Source organism: Streptomyces sp. MUSC 14 (genome assembly GCF_001866675.1).
Classification (GTDB): Bacteria; Actinomycetota; Actinomycetes; order Streptomycetales; family Streptomycetaceae; genus Streptomyces.
The window spans coordinates 1-18,439 of sequence record NZ_MLYN01000024.1; the positions used below are offsets into that span (position 1 = coordinate 1).

At 72.3% G+C, this 18,439-nt stretch carries 17 protein-coding genes; 3 read left to right on the forward strand and 14 right to left on the reverse strand.

What is annotated here, in order from left to right; all coding sequences use genetic code 11:
• A partial coding sequence (locus BIV25_RS15535) for an alpha/beta hydrolase (RefSeq protein WP_071372912.1) occupies window positions 1-1,404 on the forward strand: 1,404 nt, incomplete at its 5' end.
• Window positions 1,405-1,421: 17 nt separating this feature from the next.
• On the opposite strand, the gene BIV25_RS15540 is transcribed toward BIV25_RS15535, so the two are convergent.
• The 14 genes from BIV25_RS15540 to BIV25_RS15595 form a co-directional block, all read right to left on the reverse strand.
• Window positions 1,422-2,081 (reverse strand): NADPH-dependent FMN reductase, encoded by a 660-nt coding sequence (locus tag BIV25_RS15540; protein ID WP_071372913.1) that lies wholly within the window; start codon window positions 2,079-2,081, stop codon window positions 1,422-1,424.
• 216 nt (window positions 2,082-2,297) lie between these two features.
• Window positions 2,298-3,476, reverse strand: coding sequence for an adenylyltransferase/sulfurtransferase MoeZ (moeZ, locus tag BIV25_RS15545; RefSeq protein WP_071372914.1), 1,179 nt, complete (start codon window positions 3,474-3,476; stop codon window positions 2,298-2,300).
• 63 nt (window positions 3,477-3,539) lie between these two features.
• On the reverse strand, window positions 3,540-4,289 hold the full coding sequence (locus tag BIV25_RS15550) for a spherulation-specific family 4 protein (protein WP_071372915.1): 750 nt from the start codon (window positions 4,287-4,289) through the stop codon (window positions 3,540-3,542).
• Window positions 4,277-5,236 carry an NAD(P)-dependent oxidoreductase gene (locus BIV25_RS15555; protein ID WP_071372916.1) on the reverse strand — a complete coding sequence of 320 codons (960 nt, stop codon included), beginning with the start codon at window positions 5,234-5,236 and terminating at the stop codon, window positions 4,277-4,279. Before BIV25_RS15555 ends, BIV25_RS15550 begins: the two co-directional genes overlap by 13 nt.
• Entirely contained in the window at window positions 5,233-5,361 is a 129-nt protein-coding gene (locus BIV25_RS52760) for a hypothetical protein (protein WP_256255835.1), read from the reverse strand. The genes BIV25_RS15555 and BIV25_RS52760 overlap by 4 nt, the downstream gene beginning before the upstream one ends.
• A 73-nt stretch (window positions 5,362-5,434) precedes the next feature.
• Window positions 5,435-6,517, reverse strand: a complete 1,083-nt coding sequence (locus BIV25_RS15560) for a hypothetical protein (RefSeq protein WP_071373046.1) — start codon at window positions 6,515-6,517, stop codon at window positions 5,435-5,437.
• Window positions 6,518-6,789: 272 nt separating this feature from the next.
• Window positions 6,790-8,457 (reverse strand): glycosyltransferase, encoded by a 1,668-nt coding sequence (locus BIV25_RS15565; RefSeq protein ID WP_071373047.1) that lies wholly within the window; start codon window positions 8,455-8,457, stop codon window positions 6,790-6,792.
• 240 nt (window positions 8,458-8,697) lie between these two features.
• Window positions 8,698-10,326 (reverse strand): ABC transporter ATP-binding protein, encoded by a 1,629-nt coding sequence (locus BIV25_RS15570; RefSeq protein ID WP_071372917.1) that lies wholly within the window; start codon window positions 10,324-10,326, stop codon window positions 8,698-8,700.
• A complete protein-coding gene (locus BIV25_RS15575; protein ID WP_071372918.1) occupies window positions 10,323-11,321 on the reverse strand; it encodes an ABC transporter permease in 999 nt (332 codons plus the stop codon). The genes BIV25_RS15570 and BIV25_RS15575 overlap by 4 nt, the downstream gene beginning before the upstream one ends.
• Window positions 11,318-12,376, reverse strand: a complete 1,059-nt coding sequence (locus BIV25_RS15580; protein WP_071372919.1) for an ABC transporter permease — start codon at window positions 12,374-12,376, stop codon at window positions 11,318-11,320. Before BIV25_RS15580 ends, BIV25_RS15575 begins: the two co-directional genes overlap by 4 nt.
• 4 nt (window positions 12,377-12,380) lie before the next feature.
• Complete coding sequence (locus tag BIV25_RS15585) at window positions 12,381-14,099, reverse strand: ABC transporter substrate-binding protein (protein ID WP_071372920.1); 1,719 nt, start codon at window positions 14,097-14,099, stop codon at window positions 12,381-12,383.
• Between the two features lie 189 nt (window positions 14,100-14,288).
• Window positions 14,289-14,384, reverse strand: coding sequence for an Ms4533A family Cys-rich leader peptide (locus BIV25_RS54355; RefSeq protein WP_371273026.1), 96 nt, complete (start codon window positions 14,382-14,384; stop codon window positions 14,289-14,291).
• Between the two features lie 56 nt (window positions 14,385-14,440).
• Window positions 14,441-16,096 carry a DUF3152 domain-containing protein gene (locus BIV25_RS46960; RefSeq protein WP_079176659.1) on the reverse strand — a complete coding sequence of 552 codons (1,656 nt, stop codon included), beginning with the start codon at window positions 16,094-16,096 and terminating at the stop codon, window positions 14,441-14,443.
• Between the two features lie 7 nt (window positions 16,097-16,103).
• Window positions 16,104-17,147 (reverse strand): alpha/beta fold hydrolase, encoded by a 1,044-nt coding sequence (locus BIV25_RS15595; RefSeq protein WP_071372922.1) that lies wholly within the window; start codon window positions 17,145-17,147, stop codon window positions 16,104-16,106.
• A 169-nt stretch (window positions 17,148-17,316) separates the two neighbouring features.
• On the opposite strand from BIV25_RS15595, the gene BIV25_RS15600 reads away from it, so the two are divergent.
• Together BIV25_RS15600 and BIV25_RS15605 are read left to right on the forward strand one after the other, a co-directional pair.
• Window positions 17,317-17,541, forward strand: a complete 225-nt coding sequence (locus BIV25_RS15600; RefSeq protein WP_071372923.1) for a hypothetical protein — start codon at window positions 17,317-17,319, stop codon at window positions 17,539-17,541.
• Window positions 17,542-17,697: 156 nt separating this feature from the next.
• Window positions 17,698-18,339 carry a TetR/AcrR family transcriptional regulator gene (locus BIV25_RS15605; RefSeq protein WP_071372924.1) on the forward strand — a complete coding sequence of 214 codons (642 nt, stop codon included), beginning with the start codon at window positions 17,698-17,700 and terminating at the stop codon, window positions 18,337-18,339.
• Window positions 18,340-18,439: the final 100 nt, after the last annotated feature.

The following is an 18,439-nucleotide window of genomic DNA, read 5'->3' on the forward strand; positions in this document are numbered from 1 at the left end:
CGCTTGACGAAAGACATAGAGGCACCCCCCCTCACCTCCCAGCATCTCGGCTGGCGCCGCTGCAAGGCCTCCGGCGACTCGACGGCGCCCGGCGGCGAGTGGCGGTGCGCGACGCTCACGGTGCCGCTGGACTGGTCCGAGCCGGGCGGGGCGACGATCGGCCTCTCCCTCATCCACGCCAAGGCGACCGGCGGCGACCCTATCGGCTCCCTGCTGTTCAACTTCGGCGGGCCGAGCGGCTCGAGGGTGCAGACGATGCCCTGCTACGCGGCCACCGTCTCCGCCCTGCGCGAGCGCTACGACCTGGTGAGCTGGGACCCACGCGGCGCCGGCGCGGGGGTCCGCTGCAGTGACGACCGTCGGATCACGGCCGCCGAGGACGTGGACGCCACGCCCGGCACCCCGCAGGAGGAACAGACGTACCTCCAGGACGCCGCCGACTTCGCCAAGGGCTGCCAGAAGGCGGCCGGCCCGCTGCTCGCCCACGTGTCCACCACAGACACCGCCCGCGACATGGACCTGATGCGCCAGATCCTGGGCAACGGCACGATGCACTACTTCGGCATCTCCTACGGCACCGAACTCGGCGGCGTGTACGCCGACTTGTTCCCGCGGCGGGTCGGGCGGCCGATCCTCGACGCGGTGGTGGACCCGACCGCGGACGCGGTGGGTCACATCGAGAACCAGGCCCGCGGATTCCAGCGGGCACCGGAGGACTACCTGAAGTCCACCGGGCAGGATCCCGCGCAGGGTTCCCGGAAGATCGCCGCCCTGCTGAAGCGGATCGACGCGAAGCCGCTGCCGACGTCCTCCGGGCGGAAGCCGACCCAGACACTCGCGACCACCGGCATCATCGTGCCGCTGTACAGCGAGTCCGGTTGGCCGCGGCTGGCCAGCGCGCTCGACGCGGCGCGAAAGGGCGACGGTTCACCGTTGCTGGCGCTCGCGGACAGCTACAACGAGCGGGACTCGTCGGGGCACTACGGCACCACGACCCAGTCCCAGCGGGTCATATCGTGCCTGGACGAGGAGGAGCGCCCGACGCTCGCCGAGACGAAGAGCAGGCTGGCGCGCTTCGAGCGGATCTCGCCGGTGTTCGGGGACTTCCTCGGCTGGGACACGGCAGGCTGGTGCCATGCCTGGCCGGTACCGGGCCAGTTCACCACCCCACAGGTCAGCGCCCCGGGTGCGGCACCGATCCTGCTGGTCGGCAACACCGGGGACCCGGCGACCCAGTACGAGAGCGCCCGCACGATGGCCGACGCGCTGGGCAAGGGCGTCGGTGTGGAGCGCACCTTGAAGCGCGAGGGCCACGGCGCCTACGGCAGCGACTGCGTCGACTCGACGGTGAACGCCCACCTACTGAAGGGAACGGTGCCGCAGCACGGGAAGGTCTGCTCCTGACGTTTCCGGTCGCTCCGTCACTTCTCGGCCCGCTGGGTGATGGCCGCCTCGGTACGGTCTCCCAGGAACTCGTACCAACGGCGTTCGAGACAGACGTAGCGCACGTCCGCTTCGACGAGGCTGAGGAAACCCGACACCGTCTCGGTGAGACGTTGTTGAAGCCCCGGGTCGGCCAGGGTTCCGTCCTCGGCGAAGGCCTGGTAGCTGTTGGCCACGCTGAACATGTCCGGGTAGACACGGGTGCCCAGGTGTTCCAGTGGAACCCTCAGCGCCCACAGCCCGCGATTGCCGCCGACCAGCGACGGCGAGGCGGAGACGAGCAGCGCGTGCTTGGTCTTGAACGGCTGCGGCCGGACACGCGAGACCCAGTCGATCGCGTTCTTCAGCAGTCCCGGCACGGACGCGTTGTACTCCGGCGAGGAGATGACGAAGGCGTCGCTCTGCTCAAGCCTGTCGCGCAGGGCGAGGGCGCCCTGCGGCAGCCCCTCACTGGCCTCCGCGTCGCCGTCGTACAAGGGCATGTCGAAGTCGCGCATGGAGGCGAGGTCGACGGAGGCACCGGTGTCGGAGATGAGCCGGGCCACGAGGGAGGCGAGGCGGGCGTTGATCGAATCGGCCCGCAGAGCCGCGCCGAAGACCAGGAATCGCAGCGGGCCGGGAAGCGTGTCCGTGGGCATGGGTCCGTCCTTTCGTCGCGGGCAAGCGCCTCCGGGAGAGCGCCCCACCGACCAGTGTGGTTCCCCGGCGGGCGCCGCGCGACAGCGCCGGGAACCGACAGGTCCGAGCCGGCCGGGACGATGTCCGAAGCCGACCGGCAATGCCGGAAGCCCACGGCATCTGAGCTGGTCAGAGACGTGGGCTTCGGCGGTCCCGCTGGTCGGCGGGGTTGTCGGTCAGTAGACCGGCTTGTTCGGTTCGATCTGGTTGACCCAGCCGATGACGCCGCCGCCCACGTGGACGGCGTCGGCGAAGCCCGCGGACTTCAGTACGGCGAGGACTTCCGCACTGCGGACACCCGTCTTGCAGTGCAGGACGATCTTCTTGTCCTGCGGGAGGTCCTGCAGGGCCGCGCCCATGAGGAACTCGTTCTTCGGGATCAGCTTGGCGCCCGGGATGGAGACGATCTCGTACTCGTTCGGCTCGCGGACGTCGATGATCTCGATGTTCTCGCCGTCGTCGATCCACTCCTTGAGCTGCTTCGGAGTGATCGTCGAACCGGCGGCCGCCTCCTGGGCCTCCTCGGACACGACGCCGCAGAAGGCCTCGTAGTCGATGAGCTCGGTGACGGTCGGGTTCTCGCCGCAGACCGCGCAGTTCGGGTCCTTGCGGACCTTGACCTGGCGGTACGTCATCTCCAGGGCGTCGTAGATCATCAGGCGGCCGACCAGGGGCTCGCCGATGCCCGCGAGGAGCTTGATGGCCTCGTTGACCTGGATGGAGCCGATGGACGCGCACAGCACGCCCAGGACTCCGCCCTCGGCGCAGGAGGGGACCATGCCCGGGGGCGGGGGCTCCGGGTAGAGGCAGCGGTAGCAGGGACCGTGCTCGGACCAGAAGACGGAGGCCTGACCGTCGAAACGGTAGATCGAGCCCCACACGTACGGCTTGTTCAGCAGCACGCACGCGTCGTTGACCAGGTAGCGGGTCGCGAAGTTGTCCGTGCCGTCGACGATCAGGTCGTACTGGCTGAAGATGTCCATCACGTTCTCGGCTTCGAGCCGCTCTTCGTGAAGGATCACGTTCACGTACGGGTTGATGCCCTTGACGCTGTCACGGGCGGACTCGGCCTTGGAGCGGCCGATGTCGGACTGGCTGTGGATGATCTGGCGCTGCAGGTTCGACTCGTCGACCTCGTCGAACTCCACGATGCCCAGGGTGCCCACGCCCGCGGCGGCCAGGTACATCAGCGCGGGCGAGCCCAGGCCGCCGGCGCCGACACACAGCACCTTGGCGTTCTTCAGCCGCTTCTGCCCGTCCATGCCCACGTCGGGGATGATCAGGTGGCGGGAGTACCGGCGAACCTCGTCTACGGTGAGCTCAGCGGCTGGCTCAACCAGGGGTGGCAACGACACGGGGACTCCGTTGGTCGGTCAAACAGTACGGTTGTTCTGCCCGTAACACTGCCACGGCCTTTTTCATTCCGAGACACCTGTTCCGATACGCGAGACGATGTCGTCCCAGTAGCCGGGCATCGTCTCCCACGGATCGGTGCGGCCGCCGCGGTCCGTGCGGTCGGTGAAGTAGATCGTCGCCGCTCCCTGCCAGCGGGCGATGCGCAGCGCCTCGTCCAGGTGTCCCAGGGGGACGCTGTGCACGAAGTGGCAGAAGCGGTCCGGCGGATAGTCGGCGGTCCACTCGGCGACCTGCGACCAGCGGTAGTCGGACCAGGAGCCGGAGAAGGTCACCAGCTGGTCGGCGTTCTCCGCGTAGCCGGGATACGGGTGGCGGCGGTGGCCGAGGACGATGTGGGCGGTGTCACTGATCGCCCGCAGCGTGGTGACCGCCCGTCGGACCTCAAGGAGCGCCGCGCGCTCGCCGGGGCAGCGGTCGAGCAGGAAGCCGTCGACGCGGTACCAGTCGAGGTGGCGGTGCGCGTCGCCGAGCACGTCGGCGAACGAACGGGCGCCGTAGGTGAGGTCCAGCTGGCCGAGCACACGGACCCCGGCGCCCCGGAGCCGGCCCGCGGCCTCCAGGCAGTGCGGGTCGGGGCGGGTGCCCGGCCCCGCGGACACGTTGAGGACCACCCAGTCCAGCGGGGTGCCCGGCCGGGCGAGCTCGGCCCACTGGGCGGGGGCGACGAGCGGATGGGCGAACCCCGGCACGCCGAGGGCGGTGCGCACTCCTGTGCTCGCGGCGCCCGCCTCGGTCGTGGTCAGATGCGGCATGCCGCCTCCATCCAGATGTCGGCCAGGGATTCTTCGAGGTTGATACGGGGGCGCCAGCCGAGCCGGTCCCGCGCGGTGCGCACATCGGCCTGCTGCCAGCTGCCGCAGCCGTCCGGGTACGGGTAGGCGACCGGAGCCGCGTGGTCGGAATCGGCGCGGGGATGGCCGATGGGGCCGCGCAACGGGCCGGGCGGGGCGTCGAGTTCGTGCAGCGCACCGCCGTACCCGGCGACCCGGGCGAGGACCCCGGCGGCGTCACGGAGACGGACGGCGCGCCCGGAGCCGATGTTGATGACGCCCTGCGCGGCGGAGAGCGAGGCGGCGTGCACGGCGCGCGCGACGTCGCGTACGTCGACGAAGTCGCGCTGGACGCCGAGCCCGCCGAGTTTGAGCTCACCGTCTCCGGACTGCATGGCGCGGCGCATGGCCTCGGCGAGCCGGCCCAGCGGGGAGCCGGCCGGGGTGCCGGGGCCGGCCGGGGAGAAGACGCGCAGGACGACGGCGTCCAGGCCCGAGCCGAGGACGAGTTCGGTCGCGGCGAGCTTGCTGACACCGTACGGGCCACCGGGGCGGGGTACGGCGTCCTCGGCCGTGGAGGAGCCGGGCTGGCTGGGGCCGTACTCCGAGCCGCAGCCGATCTGCACCAGCCGGGCGCCGCACCCGCTGCGGCGCAGGGCCTCGCAGACGGTGGCGACGGCGACGGTGTTGTGCCGGGTGAGTTCGCGGGCGCCGCCGCGGGTGGCGCCCGCGCAGTTGACGACGACACCGGGGTGGACCGCGTCGAGGAAGCGGGTGAGCGCGCCCGGGCTGCCGGTGGCGAGGTCGAAGCGGACGTCGGCGTCGTCGCCGCGGCCGAGCGCGGTGAGCTGGACGGCCGGGTCGGCGAGCAGGCGGTCGGCGACGAAGCGGCCGATGTAGCCGTTCGCTCCGATCAGCAGGACCCTCATCGGGCGCCTCCCCGGGTGTGCGCGCCGGCGGCACCGGCCTTGGCGATGGCACCGGTCGCCGCGGGCGCTCCGGCGGTTCCGGCGGCCCCGGACGCTCCGGACGCTCCGGGTCGGGAGGTGGTCATCTGGTCTTCTCCTTCGAAGGGGTGGCGCGGGTGCCCGCGGCGGTGGGCCGTGGCGGAAGGTTCACTCGGAGACTCACTCGGGAGCCTCCGTGAGCGCGTGGGCCGAGGCCCGTGTGAGGGTGTGGCCGGCGTGGAACAGCAGGGCCAGGGCCGCGGCGCCGCACGCGAGGGCCGGGACGGCGGCCGGGCCGCAGGCGTTCACGAGGGCCCGCACCGGGGCCGCGAGGACGGCGCAGCCGGGAAGCCGGCCGGTCAGCGGCAGGGCGAGTGCCGCCACCTCGGCCGCCGCGGCGGTGCCCAGCGCGAGGGCCGGTGCGCGTCGGTGGCGGTGTACGGCGAGCAGGCGGGCGAGCAGGAGCAGAGCGCCCAGGGTGAGGGTCTGCGCGTAGGCCGGGGGCTGGCGCAGGACCGTGCCGCACAGCAGGAGCAGCGCGGTGAGCGTGCCGACGAAGAGTGTGAACGTGCCGAACAGCAGTGGCCGGACGCTGGCCGTGAAGTCCTCCAGGCCCCGGCTGTCGGCCAGTCTGCGGCGGGCACCCGCGCCGAGCAGGTGGGCGCACCAGGCTGCCGGGGCGCACGCCAGCGTGAGGGCCAGCACGGGCGCCACGGCCGTCGGCCAGGCGGCGTCCGGGGCGCCGGTCGGGAGGGCGTCGGGGCCGCCGGTCAGGATGTCGCTCAGCAGACCGCCGCCGAAGAGGGCGTACCCGAGCAGCCAGACGCTCCACGCGCGCGTGGCGCTCGTCGCGTGCCACGCGCGTGTGCGGGGCGGCCCCGCGAGCGGGCCGTGGCGCAGTGCGGCGCGCGCAGCGAGGCAGAGGGTGAGAAGGCCCACGAGGGCGACAAGGAGGCGCGGGTGCCCGTGGGTGAGCCGCAGTCCGGCCGTGGTGGCCGCGCCCAGGGCGCCGGGAAGGAGGGTGAGCAGCACCCAGCCGGCGCGGACGCGGGGTACGGGCAGGGGTTCGGTCCCGGGGCCCGCTTCGGCGCTGCTGCGCGGCACGCGTGCGTACAGTTCCTCGGCCAGCGAGAAGACGTCACGGTGCCGGAACCGGGCGGCGGTCCGGTCGGTGATGCCGTGCGCCTCCAGCCCGGCGGCGATCTCCAGCGGGTCCACGGCTCGCTCGCACAGCTCACGGTGCCGGTGCAGCAGGGCCTTCACCGGGTCGGCGGCGCCACGCCGGGGCGCCGGGCGCGCCGCGGAGGACGCGGGTACGGGCGCGCTCGCGGACGCGGACTCCGACGTCACCAACGCGCGCGTGGAAGCCGACGGCGTCTGCGGTGACGTCCTCCCGGTCCCGAGCCGCTCCCCCGCCCGTGAGTCCCACGGTTCCGCGCCGCTCGGCATGCCGGGCAGGTCCGTTCCGCTCGGGCTCCCGCCGCTGAGCCCGTCCCCGTCGCCGTAGCCGTCGTCCTGTACGTCGATCACGCCCATCACGCCCCCTCCGGCGCGGTCGTGGCCCAGCCGGGGGCGGTCCGGGGCAGGACGCGCGCCGTGGGGCCGGTCCAGCGGCCGGGAACGTGGGACTCGGCGGGGGCGGCGAACGGCCGTGGCTCGCCGGACGCGTCGAGGACGACCCGGCGCACCGGGCAGTGCGAAACGATCTGCAGGTAAATGCCGTGAAATGCCGCGATGTTCTGCTCGACGGTGAACAGTTCGAGCGCGCGGGCGCGCGCGGCGGCGCCGAGGCGTACACGGCGTTCGGGGTCGTGCAGCAGCGCCACGCACGCCTCGGCGAGCGCCCGCGGATTGCGCGGCGGCACGACGAGCCCGGTGCCGCCGATGACCTCGACCACCGCGCCGACGTCGGTGGAGACCGTGGCTCGGCCGCAGAGCATGGCCTCCACGAGGCTGATGGGGAAGCCCTCGACCACGCTGGACAGCACGACGACCGCACCGGCGGCGTACGCGTCGGGCAGGGTCGGGGCCTCGGGGCCGCCGATCTCCTCGAAGGAGACGGGGTTGTCGCCGACGGCGTGCGCGCCCTCCGCCTCGTCCGGGAAGAGCTGGGCGGCGAGCGCCCGGCAGTGGCCGAGGTAGGCCGCGCCCTCGGGACCACAGGGCGCCCCGACGATCCTGAGCCGTGCCTTGGGCTCCTCCTTGCGGACCTCGGCGAAGGCGTGCAGCAGCGAGATCAGGTCCTTGGCCGGTTCGACGCGCCCGACCCAGACCAGGGTGTCCGGTTCGGCGCGGTCGGGGGCCTCGCCGACCTCCGCGAACCGGGTGGCGTCCATGCCCGGGTAGACCGTGCGGATCCTGGCCCGGTCGGCGCCGCACCGTTCCTGCCAGCGGCGGGCGTGGGCGTTGCCGGGGGTGAGGATCTCGGCGCGCCGGTAGACCTCGGCGGCGAGCCGGCCGTGGAAGGCGCTGAGGAGCGCGCGTACGGCGGGGGCGGCGGCGTCGGGGCCGAGACCGAGGTAGTGCGAGCGGAGCTGCACGCCGTACTCCGTGACGAGCAGCGGTACGCCGCAGAAGCGCCGGGCGAGCAGGCCGGGCAGGGCGGCGGGGCCGCCGGCGGTGGCGTGGCAGAGGTCGGCCGCGCCGAGGCCGTCGTCGCCGTACCAGTCGAGGGTGAGGGGGCGCAGGGCGCGTTCGAGGTGCGCGGTGACGGCGAGCAGGTCGGAAACGCGCGCCTCGTGCGCCGTGCGCAGGGCGCCCGGGGCGCGGCAGGCGCGCTCCAGGGTGCGTACGGCGGCGTCGGAGCGCAGGGCCCCGACCAGGCCGCCCTCCTCGCGGGCGAGTTCGGCGAGCCCGTACAGCGCGCTGCCGAAACGGTCCGCCAGATCGGCGGACGCGCCCGCCGATTCGCTGGATCCGCCCCCGGACGGACCGTCGGCCCCCGGGGCGGCTCCGGCGCACACGGCCCCGACCAGCTCCCCGTAGCACTCGGCGAAGCGCCGGCGGGCGCGCCGCCCGTGGGTGACCCCGTCGTCGTCGGCCGTCCACAGCGGCGCCGTACGCACCCGGCTCACCTGCGGCGGGAGCGGGACCCAGCCCGCGTCCTCCTGCTGTCGGCTGCGGCTGAGCGCGTAGAGGTCGAACTCGTGCTGTTCGAGCCCGCGTACGAGCCGGTCGCACCAGAGTCCGGCGTCACCACTCACATACGGATAGCCACCCTCCGTAAGCAGTCCGATGCGCACGTGTGCACCCCCGATCTCCCGTCTCGGGAGCCGCCGTTGTCCCGGCGGCTCACAGCGGGACGAACGTAAGCGGACAAGGCGGTGGCGCGACGGACGGTTGTCCATCGCGCCACCAAAAGGGGTGAACGGTCGTAACTTTCGCGTGCGGGTCGCGTTTCGTCGCGCTAAGGGCTCAGCGCGTCATCGGCCGTGCACGAAACGTTACGCCACGACCGGTTCCCGCCGGGCCGCGCGCCGCTGGGCCGCGAGTTCCGGGTCCAGCGCGGGTACGGCGGCCAGGAGCTGCCTGGTGTACGGCTCGCGCGGACTGTCGTACACCTCGTCGGCGGGCCCGTACTCGACGACCCTGCCGCGGCGCATGACCGCGACGCGGTCGCTGACCTGCCGTACGACGGCGAGGTCGTGCGCGATGAAGACCAGCGCGAGGCCGAGCTCCCGCTGCAACGCGCCGAGCAGCTCGACCACCTGGGCCTGCGTGGTCACGTCGAGCGCGGAGACGGGCTCGTCGCAGACGATGACGCGCGGGTCGGCGGCGAGCGCCCGGGCGATGCCGATGCGCTGGCGCTGGCCGCCGCTGAACTCGTGCGGGTAGCGGTCGTAGTGTGCCCTTTCGAGCCCCACGCGCTCCAGCAGTTCCGTCACGCGCCCTCGTATGCGCTCCTCGTCGCTCCCCCACTCTCGGCTTCGCTCGAGCGGGGGGACCCCCACGCCACGCGCGCGGAGCGGGTCGGCGATGGACTCGCCGACGCTGCGGCGGGGGTTGAGGGAGGAGACCGGGTCCTGGAAGACCATCTGGACGGCCGGGTTCACCGTGGTGTGCGGGCAGCCCTCGTAGCGGATCGCGCCGGCGGTCGGTTCCAGCAGCCCGACCAGCATCCGGCCGAGCGTCGTCTTGCCGCTGCCGCTCTCGCCGACCACGCCGAGGGTCTCGCCGCGGCGCACGGTCACCGAGACGTCGTCCACGGCCGCCGCCGCCCGCTTGCCACGCCCGAACTCGCGCCGCAACCCGGTGGCCTCCAGCACGACCTCGTCGGTGGCCTCGGAGCCGGTGCGGCGCGCGCCCACGCGCGGGACGGCGTCGAGCAGTTCGCGCGTGTACGCCTGGGCGGGCGCCGCGAGGACGGTGCCGACCCTGCCGTGCTCGACGGCCCGGCCACGGCGCATGACGAGGATGTCGTCCACGCTCTCGGCGGCGACGCCCACGTCGTGCGTGACGAGCAGCAGGCCCATGCCGGTCTCCTCGCGCAGCGTGTGCAGCAGGTCGAGGATCTGGGCCTGGACGGTGACGTCGAGGGCGGTGGTCGGCTCGTCGGCGATCAGCAGGTCCGGCTCGCAGGCGAGGGCCATGGCGATCAGGGCGCGCTGGCGCATGCCGCCGCTGAACTCGTGCGGCCGGGACCGGGACCGGCGTGCCGCGTCCGCGATTCCCACCCGCTCCAGCACCTCGACGGCACGCGCGCGTGCGGCACGTCGCGACACGCGCGCGTGCACGCGATGGACCTCGGCGATCTGCTCGCCGATCGCGTAGTACGGGTCGAGCGAGGACAGCGGGTCCTGGAAGACCATGGCGGCCTTCGCCCCGCGCAGCCGCCGCAACTCCTCGTCCGTGGCCTCCTGTACGTCCGTGCCGGCCACGCGGACCGACCCCGCGACGCGGGCTCCGGTGCCCCGGTGCAGGCCCAGCAGGGCGCCCGCGACCGTGGACTTCCCGGAGCCGGACTCGCCGACGAGGGCCAGCGCGGCGCCCCTCGCCAGGCTGAAGGAGAGCCCGTCCACGGCCCGCAGGGAGCCGAACTCGACGGTCAGGTCAGTCACTTCCACCAGGCTCATGCGAGCACCACCCGTCGGTCGGCCACCGCGTACAGCACGTCCGCGACGGCATTGGCGAGCACCACGAAGAAACCGACGACCAGGACCATGCCGACGACCACCGGCAGGTCCACGACCTGCACCGCGTGCACCAGCTCCTGGCCGATGCCAGGCAGGCCGAACAGGGTCTCGGTGAGGACGGCACCGCCGACGGCCGAGCCGAACGTCACCGCGTTGAGCGCGATGACGGACGCGGTCGCGCCGCGCAGCGCGTGCCGGGCGATCACCGCCCGCTCGCCGACGCCGTACGCACGGAACGTGCGGATGTGGTCCTCGGCCAGCGTCTCCAGCATCGCCGCCCGGGTCAGCCGGGCGAAGCCCGCCGCCTCGATGAGGGCGAGGGAGAGCCAGGGCAGCAGCAGGTTCCACGCCCACTGCTCGGGGTCGTCGGTGAAGTTCACGTACTCCGGGAAGGGCAGCAGCTGGAGCTGGCCGCAGACCACGATCATCAGGACCAGGCCGATGACGAAGACGGGCGTCGCCGTGCCCGCCAGCGTGATCGCGGTCAGGACCCGCTCGCTGAACCTGCCGCGCCGCCAGGCGGAGAGCACGCCGGTGCCGACACCGAGCAGCAGCCAGATCACCATCGCGCCGAGCACCAGCGAGAAGCTCACCGGCAGCTTGGTCAGGATGATGTCGGTCACCTGCTGGTCGTTCTGGTACGACTGGCCGAGGCAGGGCGCCGAGCAGTGCTCCACGCCGGTGCCGGTCGAGAAGTCCTGGCCCGCGAAGATGCCCTGGAGGAAGTGCCAGTAGCGCACGTACAGCGGGTCGTCGAGGTGCAGTTGCTGCGCGACCTGGTGGACCTGTTCCGGGGAGCAGCGCGGGCCGCAGGTGATCTGGGCGACGTTGCCGGGGGTGACGTAGAAGACGACGTAGATGATCACCGAGAGCGCGAACAGGGTGACCACGGCGCCGATGGCGCGGCGCAGGACGAAGCCGGTGAGGCCGTTCATGCCCGGTCCTCCGTCCGTACGGCGGCCGGGTTCGCCGTGTCCGTCGCCGGTACGGCCTTGTCCGCGCGGGCCTCGCGCCTGCGGCCGGTGCCGATCCGCAGACGCGAGGCCGCGCGCGGGTCGAGGGCGACGCGCACGCCGTCACCGAGGGCGGTCAGCGCGACCACGGTCATGAACAGGGCGGCGGCGGGCAGCAGCAGGTACTGCGGCGCGGACTGGTACCAGACGTCGGCGGAGGCGAGCATCTGCCCCCAGGACGGCGTCGGCGGCTTCACGCCGACGCCGAGGAAGGACAGGGCCGCCTCGGTGCTGATGTTCGTCGGGATCAGCAGGGCCGCGTACGTGATGACGGGCGCGGCGAGCCCCGGCAGGAGTTCGCGTACGGCGGTGCGCCAGGTGCTCCAGCCGCTGAGCCGGGACGCGGCGACGTAGTCGAGGTTCTTCAGGGTGAGGGTCTGGGCGCGCACCATCTTCGCCGTGGTGCTCCAGCCGGAGACCAGGGAGATGATCAGCGCGACGAGGACGGGCCGCGGGAAGCCGTTCGGCACGATGGCGAGCAGCGCGAGCGCCATGATCATCAGTGGCATCGAGACGAAGATGTCGGTGATGCGGCTCAGGACCAGGTCGACCCAGCGGTTGCCGAGGCCGGAGGCCACGCCCATGGCGACGCCGAGGACGACCTGCAGCACCGTGGCGGCCAGCGCGACGCCCAGGGACACCTGCGCCCCGTAGACGAGCCGGGCGAACATGTCGCGTCCGGTCTGCGGTTCGACGCCCAGCCAGTGGTCGGCGCCGATGCCGCCGAAGGAGCCGATGGGCACGCCTCCGCGCGCGGAGTCGATCAGGGACGGGTGGTACGTGGTGGGGTCCTGGCCCTCCAGGGCGGTGAGCAGCGGCGCGGCGAGCGCGACCAGGACGAGCAGCGCGACGACGGCCGCCGCGACCAGGGCGGCGCGCTGCGCTCGCAGCCGCCGCCAGAACTGACGGGCCCCCGAGGCCGCCGGGACGGACGCGTCCGTCCCGGCGGCCTCGACGGCGACAAGTGCCTCACTCACGGCGCTACTTCACCGCGACCTGGGAGATGTCGAGGACGCCGGTCCAGTCGCTGATGACGATGTTCTTGACGTCCGTGCCGTACAGGCGCTTGTAGACCGGGTGGAACAACGGCACGACGAGGGCCTGCTCGCCGATCTTCTGGTCCAGTGCGCCCCATCGCTTGGCGGCGGCGTCAAGGTCGGTCAACTTGTTGATCGAGTCAATCTCGTCATTGACCGACGTGTCATTGAGCAGGCCCGTGTTGAAGTTCGCGCCGTCCTTGACGATCTGCCGGCCGTCGAATATCGGGGCGAGGAAGGGACCGCCGGACGGCCAGTCGGCGCCCCAATGGGCGAGGAAGAAGCCGGGCTCGGTCTTCACGCCGTGGATCGTGTCCCGGTAGTCGTTGTCCTCCAGGCCCTGCAGCCTGACCGTGATGCCGGCCTTCTTGAGCGCGTCCTGGACGGCGGTCGCGATCTCCGGGCTGGTCTCGAAGTCCTTGGCGTTGGAGTGGGTCAGCGTGATGGTGAGGCCGTTCTTGTAACCGGCCTGCGCGAGCAGCTGCTTGGCCTTGGCCGGGTTGCCGGACGCGCCCGCCGGGAACGGGTCGTACGGCGTGTAGCCGAAGGACTTCTGGTCGGGCAGGAAAGTGGTCGCGGACTCGGCCAGGGCGCTGCCGCCGGCCGCGTTGACGACCGAGGAGCGGTCGACGGCGTACGCGATCGCCTGGCGCACCTTGGGGTTGTCGAACGGCTTCACGGTCGGGTTGAACGCGATGTAGTTCGTGTAGCCGAAGTGGCCGGTGCCCACGCGCGCGGCGAGGTCCTTGTCGCCGCTGACCTTGGCGAGTTCGGCCGGGCCGAGGTTGGTGTCCGTGGTGACCGCGGCCGCGTCCGCCCCCTGGGACGCGGACAGCCGCTGGTTGATCACCGAGGAGTCGAGGCCGGAGCGGACGTCGATGGTGTCCGGGTAGGCCTTGCGCTGGTCGTCGAGGGCCGTCGACCAGTACGTGTTGCGTTCGAGGAGGACGTGCTCGCCGTCGTTCTCGTTCTTGACGACCTTGTACGGACCGGACGAGACCGGGTGCTCCTCGTACTTGGTGCCGGTGTCCTTGCTCTTCGGCACCGGGGCGAACTGCGTCTGCGTGGCGAGGAACGGGAACTCGCCCTCGGGCTTGTCCAGGTGGAAGACGATGGTCCGCGCGTCGGGCGTCTCGATCGCCGAGAGCCCCTTCTTGTCCTTGTACGGCCCCTGGTAGTCGGCCGCGCCGACCAGCCAGTCCCGCAGGTAGGGGGCGCCGCCGGACAGCTCGGGGGCAAAGGAGCGCTCGATGCCGTACTTGATGTCGGCCGAGGTGATCGGCGTGCCGTCCTCGTACTTCAGGCCCTTCTTCAGGGTGTACGTCCACACGGTCGCGTCCTTGCCGGGACGCCCGGTGTCGGTGGCGAGGTCGGGGACGACCTTGGCGCCGGCCTGGCCGTTCGCGCGGTTGCGGGTGGTGAGCGTGCGGAAGACCAGGGAGGGGACGTTGCCGCCGCCGGAGGTGTAGAGCCGGGCGGGGTCGAAGTCGGTCTGCGGCTGGGCGTTCAGGACCGTGAGCGTGCCGCCCTTGTGGGGCGTGGAGTCGCCCCCGGAGCCCTTGGCATCGTTGTCCTTCGGGCCGCAGGCCGCGGCGCCCGCTGCCACGACCAGGCTGACGGATGCCACTGCCACGCGGCGCGCTATGACGGACGGTTGACGCATCGGAATGACGACCTCTCGGGGAACTGACGGGGCTCTGATCGAGGGTTTCTCGAAGAGTGAGACATGTGGACGAGGAATGAGACGTCTGTGCGCAGACGTCGGCCCCGGCGTCGGGTCGTCGAAAAGTCCGTGACAGTCACGGACGGAAAAGGAGAAAGCGGTCGCGACGCGTACGCCGGGGAGGCGGCGTCAGCGACAGTGGATGTCGGCCACGCAGAGCGCGGTCACACCGAGGAGCGCCAGCTCGATGGCGGCGCTCTCATGAAGGGTGTGACGGGACCACATGCGCAGAAATATGAACGAACTTGCGACTCATGTCAATGTGACATGAGAAGCATCTGTCAACTCCCGGGATAGGGCCAGGGATTGGGCAGACAGTGGATTCCGTCATGATCCAGGAACTTGGTCTGCTGCTGCATGACGGGAGCGAGTTCGCCGCTCTTCTGGCACGTCACGTGGCCGTAGCCGAGGCGGTGACCGACCTCGTGGTTGATCAACATCTGCCGGTAGGGATGAATCCTGTCCCCGTATGTCTTGCTGCCCTGCGCCCACCTGTATGCATTGATCATCACTCGTTCGGTGGAGGCCGAGTCGCAGGAGACGTTGTCCTCCGTGGTGTCCAGTCCGGACTTGGCGCACCAGGCGGCGGTCGTGCCGGGGCTGGCCAGCGTGATCACGAAGTCGGGCTTGCCGGAGGAGATCCGCTCGAAGGTGCGGGCGCCGCCGTGGGCCCAACTGCGGCTGTCGTTCAGGGTCTTCTGCACGGCTTCGGCGAACAGGGCGCCGTCCAGCCCGAGCCCCCGCTCGACGTCGACGCGGTAGGTGTACTTGTGCCCGGTGCCCGGCGCCTTGTCGAACCCGGGGACGGCGTCGAACGTGCCCGAGGCCTTCAGCGTGGCGCTGAGCGGGTACGTCCGGTCCATCGCCTGCTCGTACGTCAGCGGCACCGCGCTCGCCGAGGCGGAGGGCACCGACCCTGCGGGCGCACGGGTGTCCTGATCCTGGTCGGTGGCCGACCGCGACTGCGTGGCGCTGTCGCCCCGCTGCCCCTCGGCCACCTGTCCGGCGACGATCACGGCGAGCACCGTGGTGACGGCGGCCGCCGCGACCCCGGTGAAGGCCCGCCCCTTGCCCCCGGAACGCTGCGCGGGCAGCCCGGCAGGGGCTGTGCCGCCGCCATCGGCCTCGGCCTCCAGGGCGGTCGTCGCGTACGCCGACGGCTCCTCGGTACCGCGTGGCCCACGCGCGCGGGGCGTGAAGACGTCGACGTCCTCCGGGTCCGCGCCGCCGGCCTCGGCGTCACCGAAGGCGTCCAGGTACTCCTGCCGGGGCCCGCCCTCCTGCCCCGCCCGCCGCTGCCGCGGAAGCACGACACCGGGACCACCGCCGGCACCGGGACCGCCGCCTGCTCCGGCCCGCCCCGCGAACTCGCCCCAGCCGCCGCCCCGTTCCCGCTGTTCGGGATGTCCCCCGCGCGCGGGAGCCCCCTCCGGGAAACCGGGCACGCCATGGGCAGGGGTGCCGTCGGGCAGCCGGGGAACGCCCCGCACGGGCGTCCCGTCGGGAAGACGCGGCACACCACGCGGGGGCGTACCCCCGCCGAACCCCGGCATGCCGTGGGCGGGCGTGCCGTCGGGCAGCCGGGGCATCCCCTGGGCCGGAGTCCCGTCGGGAAACCGCGGCACCCCCTGCGCGGGCGTGCCGTCGGGAAGACGCGGCACACCACGCGCGGGCGTACCCCCGCCGAACCCCGGCATGCCGTGGGCGGGCGTGCCGTCGGGCAGCCGGGGCATCCCCTGGGCCGGAGTCCCGTCGGGAAACCGCGGCACCCCCTGCGCGGGCGTGCCGTCCGGCAGCCGTGGCGCCCCGCGCCCGGGCGTGAGCCGTTGCTCGGCCCCCTCCGCCCGCCCAGCGCCCTTCGAGTTCTCCGTGCGCCTTGCGGCTATGTCCGCGGCACCGGTCCTGGGGGCCGGTCCGCGACGGCTGTGGCGTCCCACGCCGGCCTCAGCTCCCCGCGCCCTGGACGGTGACGTCGCCCTCGGCGGACGCGCGCGTGGCGCCCGCCCCCGAGGCGCCACCAGCCGTCTCGGCAGCGTCGGCGGCGCCGACCAGGAGTTCCCGGAAGGCGCTGGCCACCACCCCCGGGTACTCCATCATCGCCACGTGCCCGGCGTCCGGCAGGGACAGCAGACGGGAGTCGCGGAAGGTGCGGGCGGCCTTGGCGGCCATACGGAAGCCGACCAGCTGGTCGCGGCCGCCGTAGACCAGCAGGGTCGGCGCGAGCACGCGCTCGGCCTGGCGCCACAGCCCGTGCTGGCCGCCGAGGGTGTAGGCGTCGACGATCCCGCGCGCGGAGCGGGCCATCGCGTCCCAGAAGTACGGCAGTTGCAGCCGCCGCTCCAGCTCCTCGACGGCCTCCCGGAACGCCTCGGGAGACACCTTCGAGGGATCGCCGTAACAGAGCGCCATGACCCCGCGCACCCGCTGTTCGGCCGACCACTCCTTGGTCATCCGGGTGAACATCGCGGCGATGCCGGGCACACCGAGCAGCGCGGTCGGCACCGCCGTGCGCTGGACGCGCAGCTCGGGCAGGGCGGGCGAGACGAGCGTGAGCGTACGGACGAGGTCGGGGCGTACGGCGGCCACGCGCGTGGTGACGGCGCCGCCCAGCGAGTTGCCGACGAGGTGGACCGGGCCGCGGCCGGCCGCGTCGAGATACCGGATCACCGCGCGCGCGTGCCCCGTGACGGAGTAGTCGCCGTCGTCCGGGGGCGGGGAGTCGCCGAAGCCGGGCAGGTCGAGCGCCTCGCTGTCGACGACGCCGTCCAGCTCGGTCATCAGCTGCGACCAGTTCTGCGAGGAACCGCCGAGCCCGTGGACGTACAGCGCGGGCGGCAGGCCCGCGCGCGCGGGTGGGCGGGAGCGGATCGACAGGGTGACACCGGGCAGCCCCACGGACCGCAGCCGCTCGCCCTCACCGACCCGTACGGGCGCCACCTTCGGAAGCACGCTTGCGGCCGACACGGACGGCGACTCGGTCGAAGACATGCGGCAATGTTACGAGGTGATCACGCCGAGGTCCGTGTGTTCGCCGTCACAGCGTGCGCCGTACGCGCGCGATGCAGCGTATGGCGTCCGGTTCCGCTCTCTCCTAGGCTCGTACCCAGGGCACCCGTGTGTGCTGCTTCCAGGGACGTTCGTAGGAAGGGAGCCCACCATGGCCTATGACCCCACCGAGCCCGACACGACCGACGACCCGGAGAGCGAGACGGCGGAGCTCGACGTCGAGGCCCCCGAGGTGGACGCCGCCGAACAGCACGCCGACCTCGCGCCGGACCGCGACGACCCCCTGACGGACGTGGACCCGGACCGGGCCGCGAACGTGGCCGACCAACTCGAACAGGCGCACGTGGTCCGACTCGACGAGGACGACTACCGCTGACCTCTGGCGGACTTCCGGCCCGTTCCAGAGGATGATCACGGCTTTCGCCACCGTCCGGTACATGAAATTCTGCGCTCGCACCGCGCACACCACGGTTACCGAAAAGTACGATGGCCGCGCGGCCGACACCGCATGTGGACGACTTTGGGAGGCGGCGTGACAGCCATCGAGCAAACTGAGGCGGCACGCCCGCGTGGCACCCGTCTGCCGCGCCGAGCCCGACGGAACCAGCTCCTGGGCGCCGCCCAGGAGGTTTTCGTCGCACAGGGCTACCACGCGGCCGCGATGGACGACATCGCCGAGCGGGCCGGAGTGAGCAAGCCGGTGCTCTACCAGCACTTCCCGGGCAAGCTCGACCTGTACCTCGCCCTGCTGGACCAGCACTGCGAAGCACTGATCCAGTCCGTGCGCACCGCGCTCGCGTCCACGACGGACAACAAGCAGCGCGTGCGCGCCACCATGGACGCCTATTTCGCCTACGTCGAGGACGACGGCGGCGCCTTCCGGCTGGTCTTCGAGTCGGACCTGACGAACGAGCCCGCCGTGCGCGAGCGCGTCGACAAGGTCACCAACGACTGCGCGGAGGCGATCTGCGAGGTCATCGCCGAGGACACGGGCCTGTCGCGCGCGGAGTCGATGCTGCTCGCCTCCGGCCTCGGCGGTCTGGCCCAGGTCGTGGCCCGCTCCTGGCTGCACAGCGACCGCAGCGTCCCGCGTGATCAGGCCGTGCAGCTGCTGGCCTCGCTGGCCTGGCGGGGCATCGCCGGCTTCCCGCTGCACGGCACCGAACACCACTGACGGCCGTTTGTTCCCGACGGCTGTTCGCTGATGGCGTTCCGCCCCGCAGCGTGTACGTCCCCTCACCGGGCTAATGTGTGCTGCGTACGGCGCGGAAGAT

Coding starts and splice junctions, on each gene's coding strand:
- BIV25_RS15575 (WP_071372918.1), bottom strand. CDS start 11,321: ATGAACGGCCTCACCGGCTTCGTCCTGCGCCGCGCCATCGGCGCCGTG.
- BIV25_RS15600 (WP_071372923.1), top strand. CDS start 17,317: ATGGCCTATGACCCCACCGAGCCCGACACGACCGACGACCCGGAGAGC.
- BIV25_RS15570 (WP_071372917.1), bottom strand. CDS start 10,326: ATGAGCCTGGTGGAAGTGACTGACCTGACCGTCGAGTTCGGCTCCCTG.
- BIV25_RS54355 (WP_371273026.1), bottom strand. CDS start 14,384: ATGTGGTCCCGTCACACCCTTCATGAGAGCGCCGCCATCGAGCTGGCG.
- BIV25_RS15585 (WP_071372920.1), bottom strand. CDS start 14,099: ATGCGTCAACCGTCCGTCATAGCGCGCCGCGTGGCAGTGGCATCCGTC.
- BIV25_RS15550 (WP_071372915.1), bottom strand. CDS start 4,289: ATGCCGCATCTGACCACGACCGAGGCGGGCGCCGCGAGCACAGGAGTG.
- BIV25_RS15595 (WP_071372922.1), bottom strand. CDS start 17,147: ATGTCTTCGACCGAGTCGCCGTCCGTGTCGGCCGCAAGCGTGCTTCCG.
- BIV25_RS15540 (WP_071372913.1), bottom strand. CDS start 2,081: ATGCCCACGGACACGCTTCCCGGCCCGCTGCGATTCCTGGTCTTCGGC.
- BIV25_RS52760 (WP_256255835.1), bottom strand. CDS start 5,361: ATGACCACCTCCCGACCCGGAGCGTCCGGAGCGTCCGGGGCCGCCGGA.
- BIV25_RS15555 (WP_071372916.1), bottom strand. CDS start 5,236: ATGAGGGTCCTGCTGATCGGAGCGAACGGCTACATCGGCCGCTTCGTC.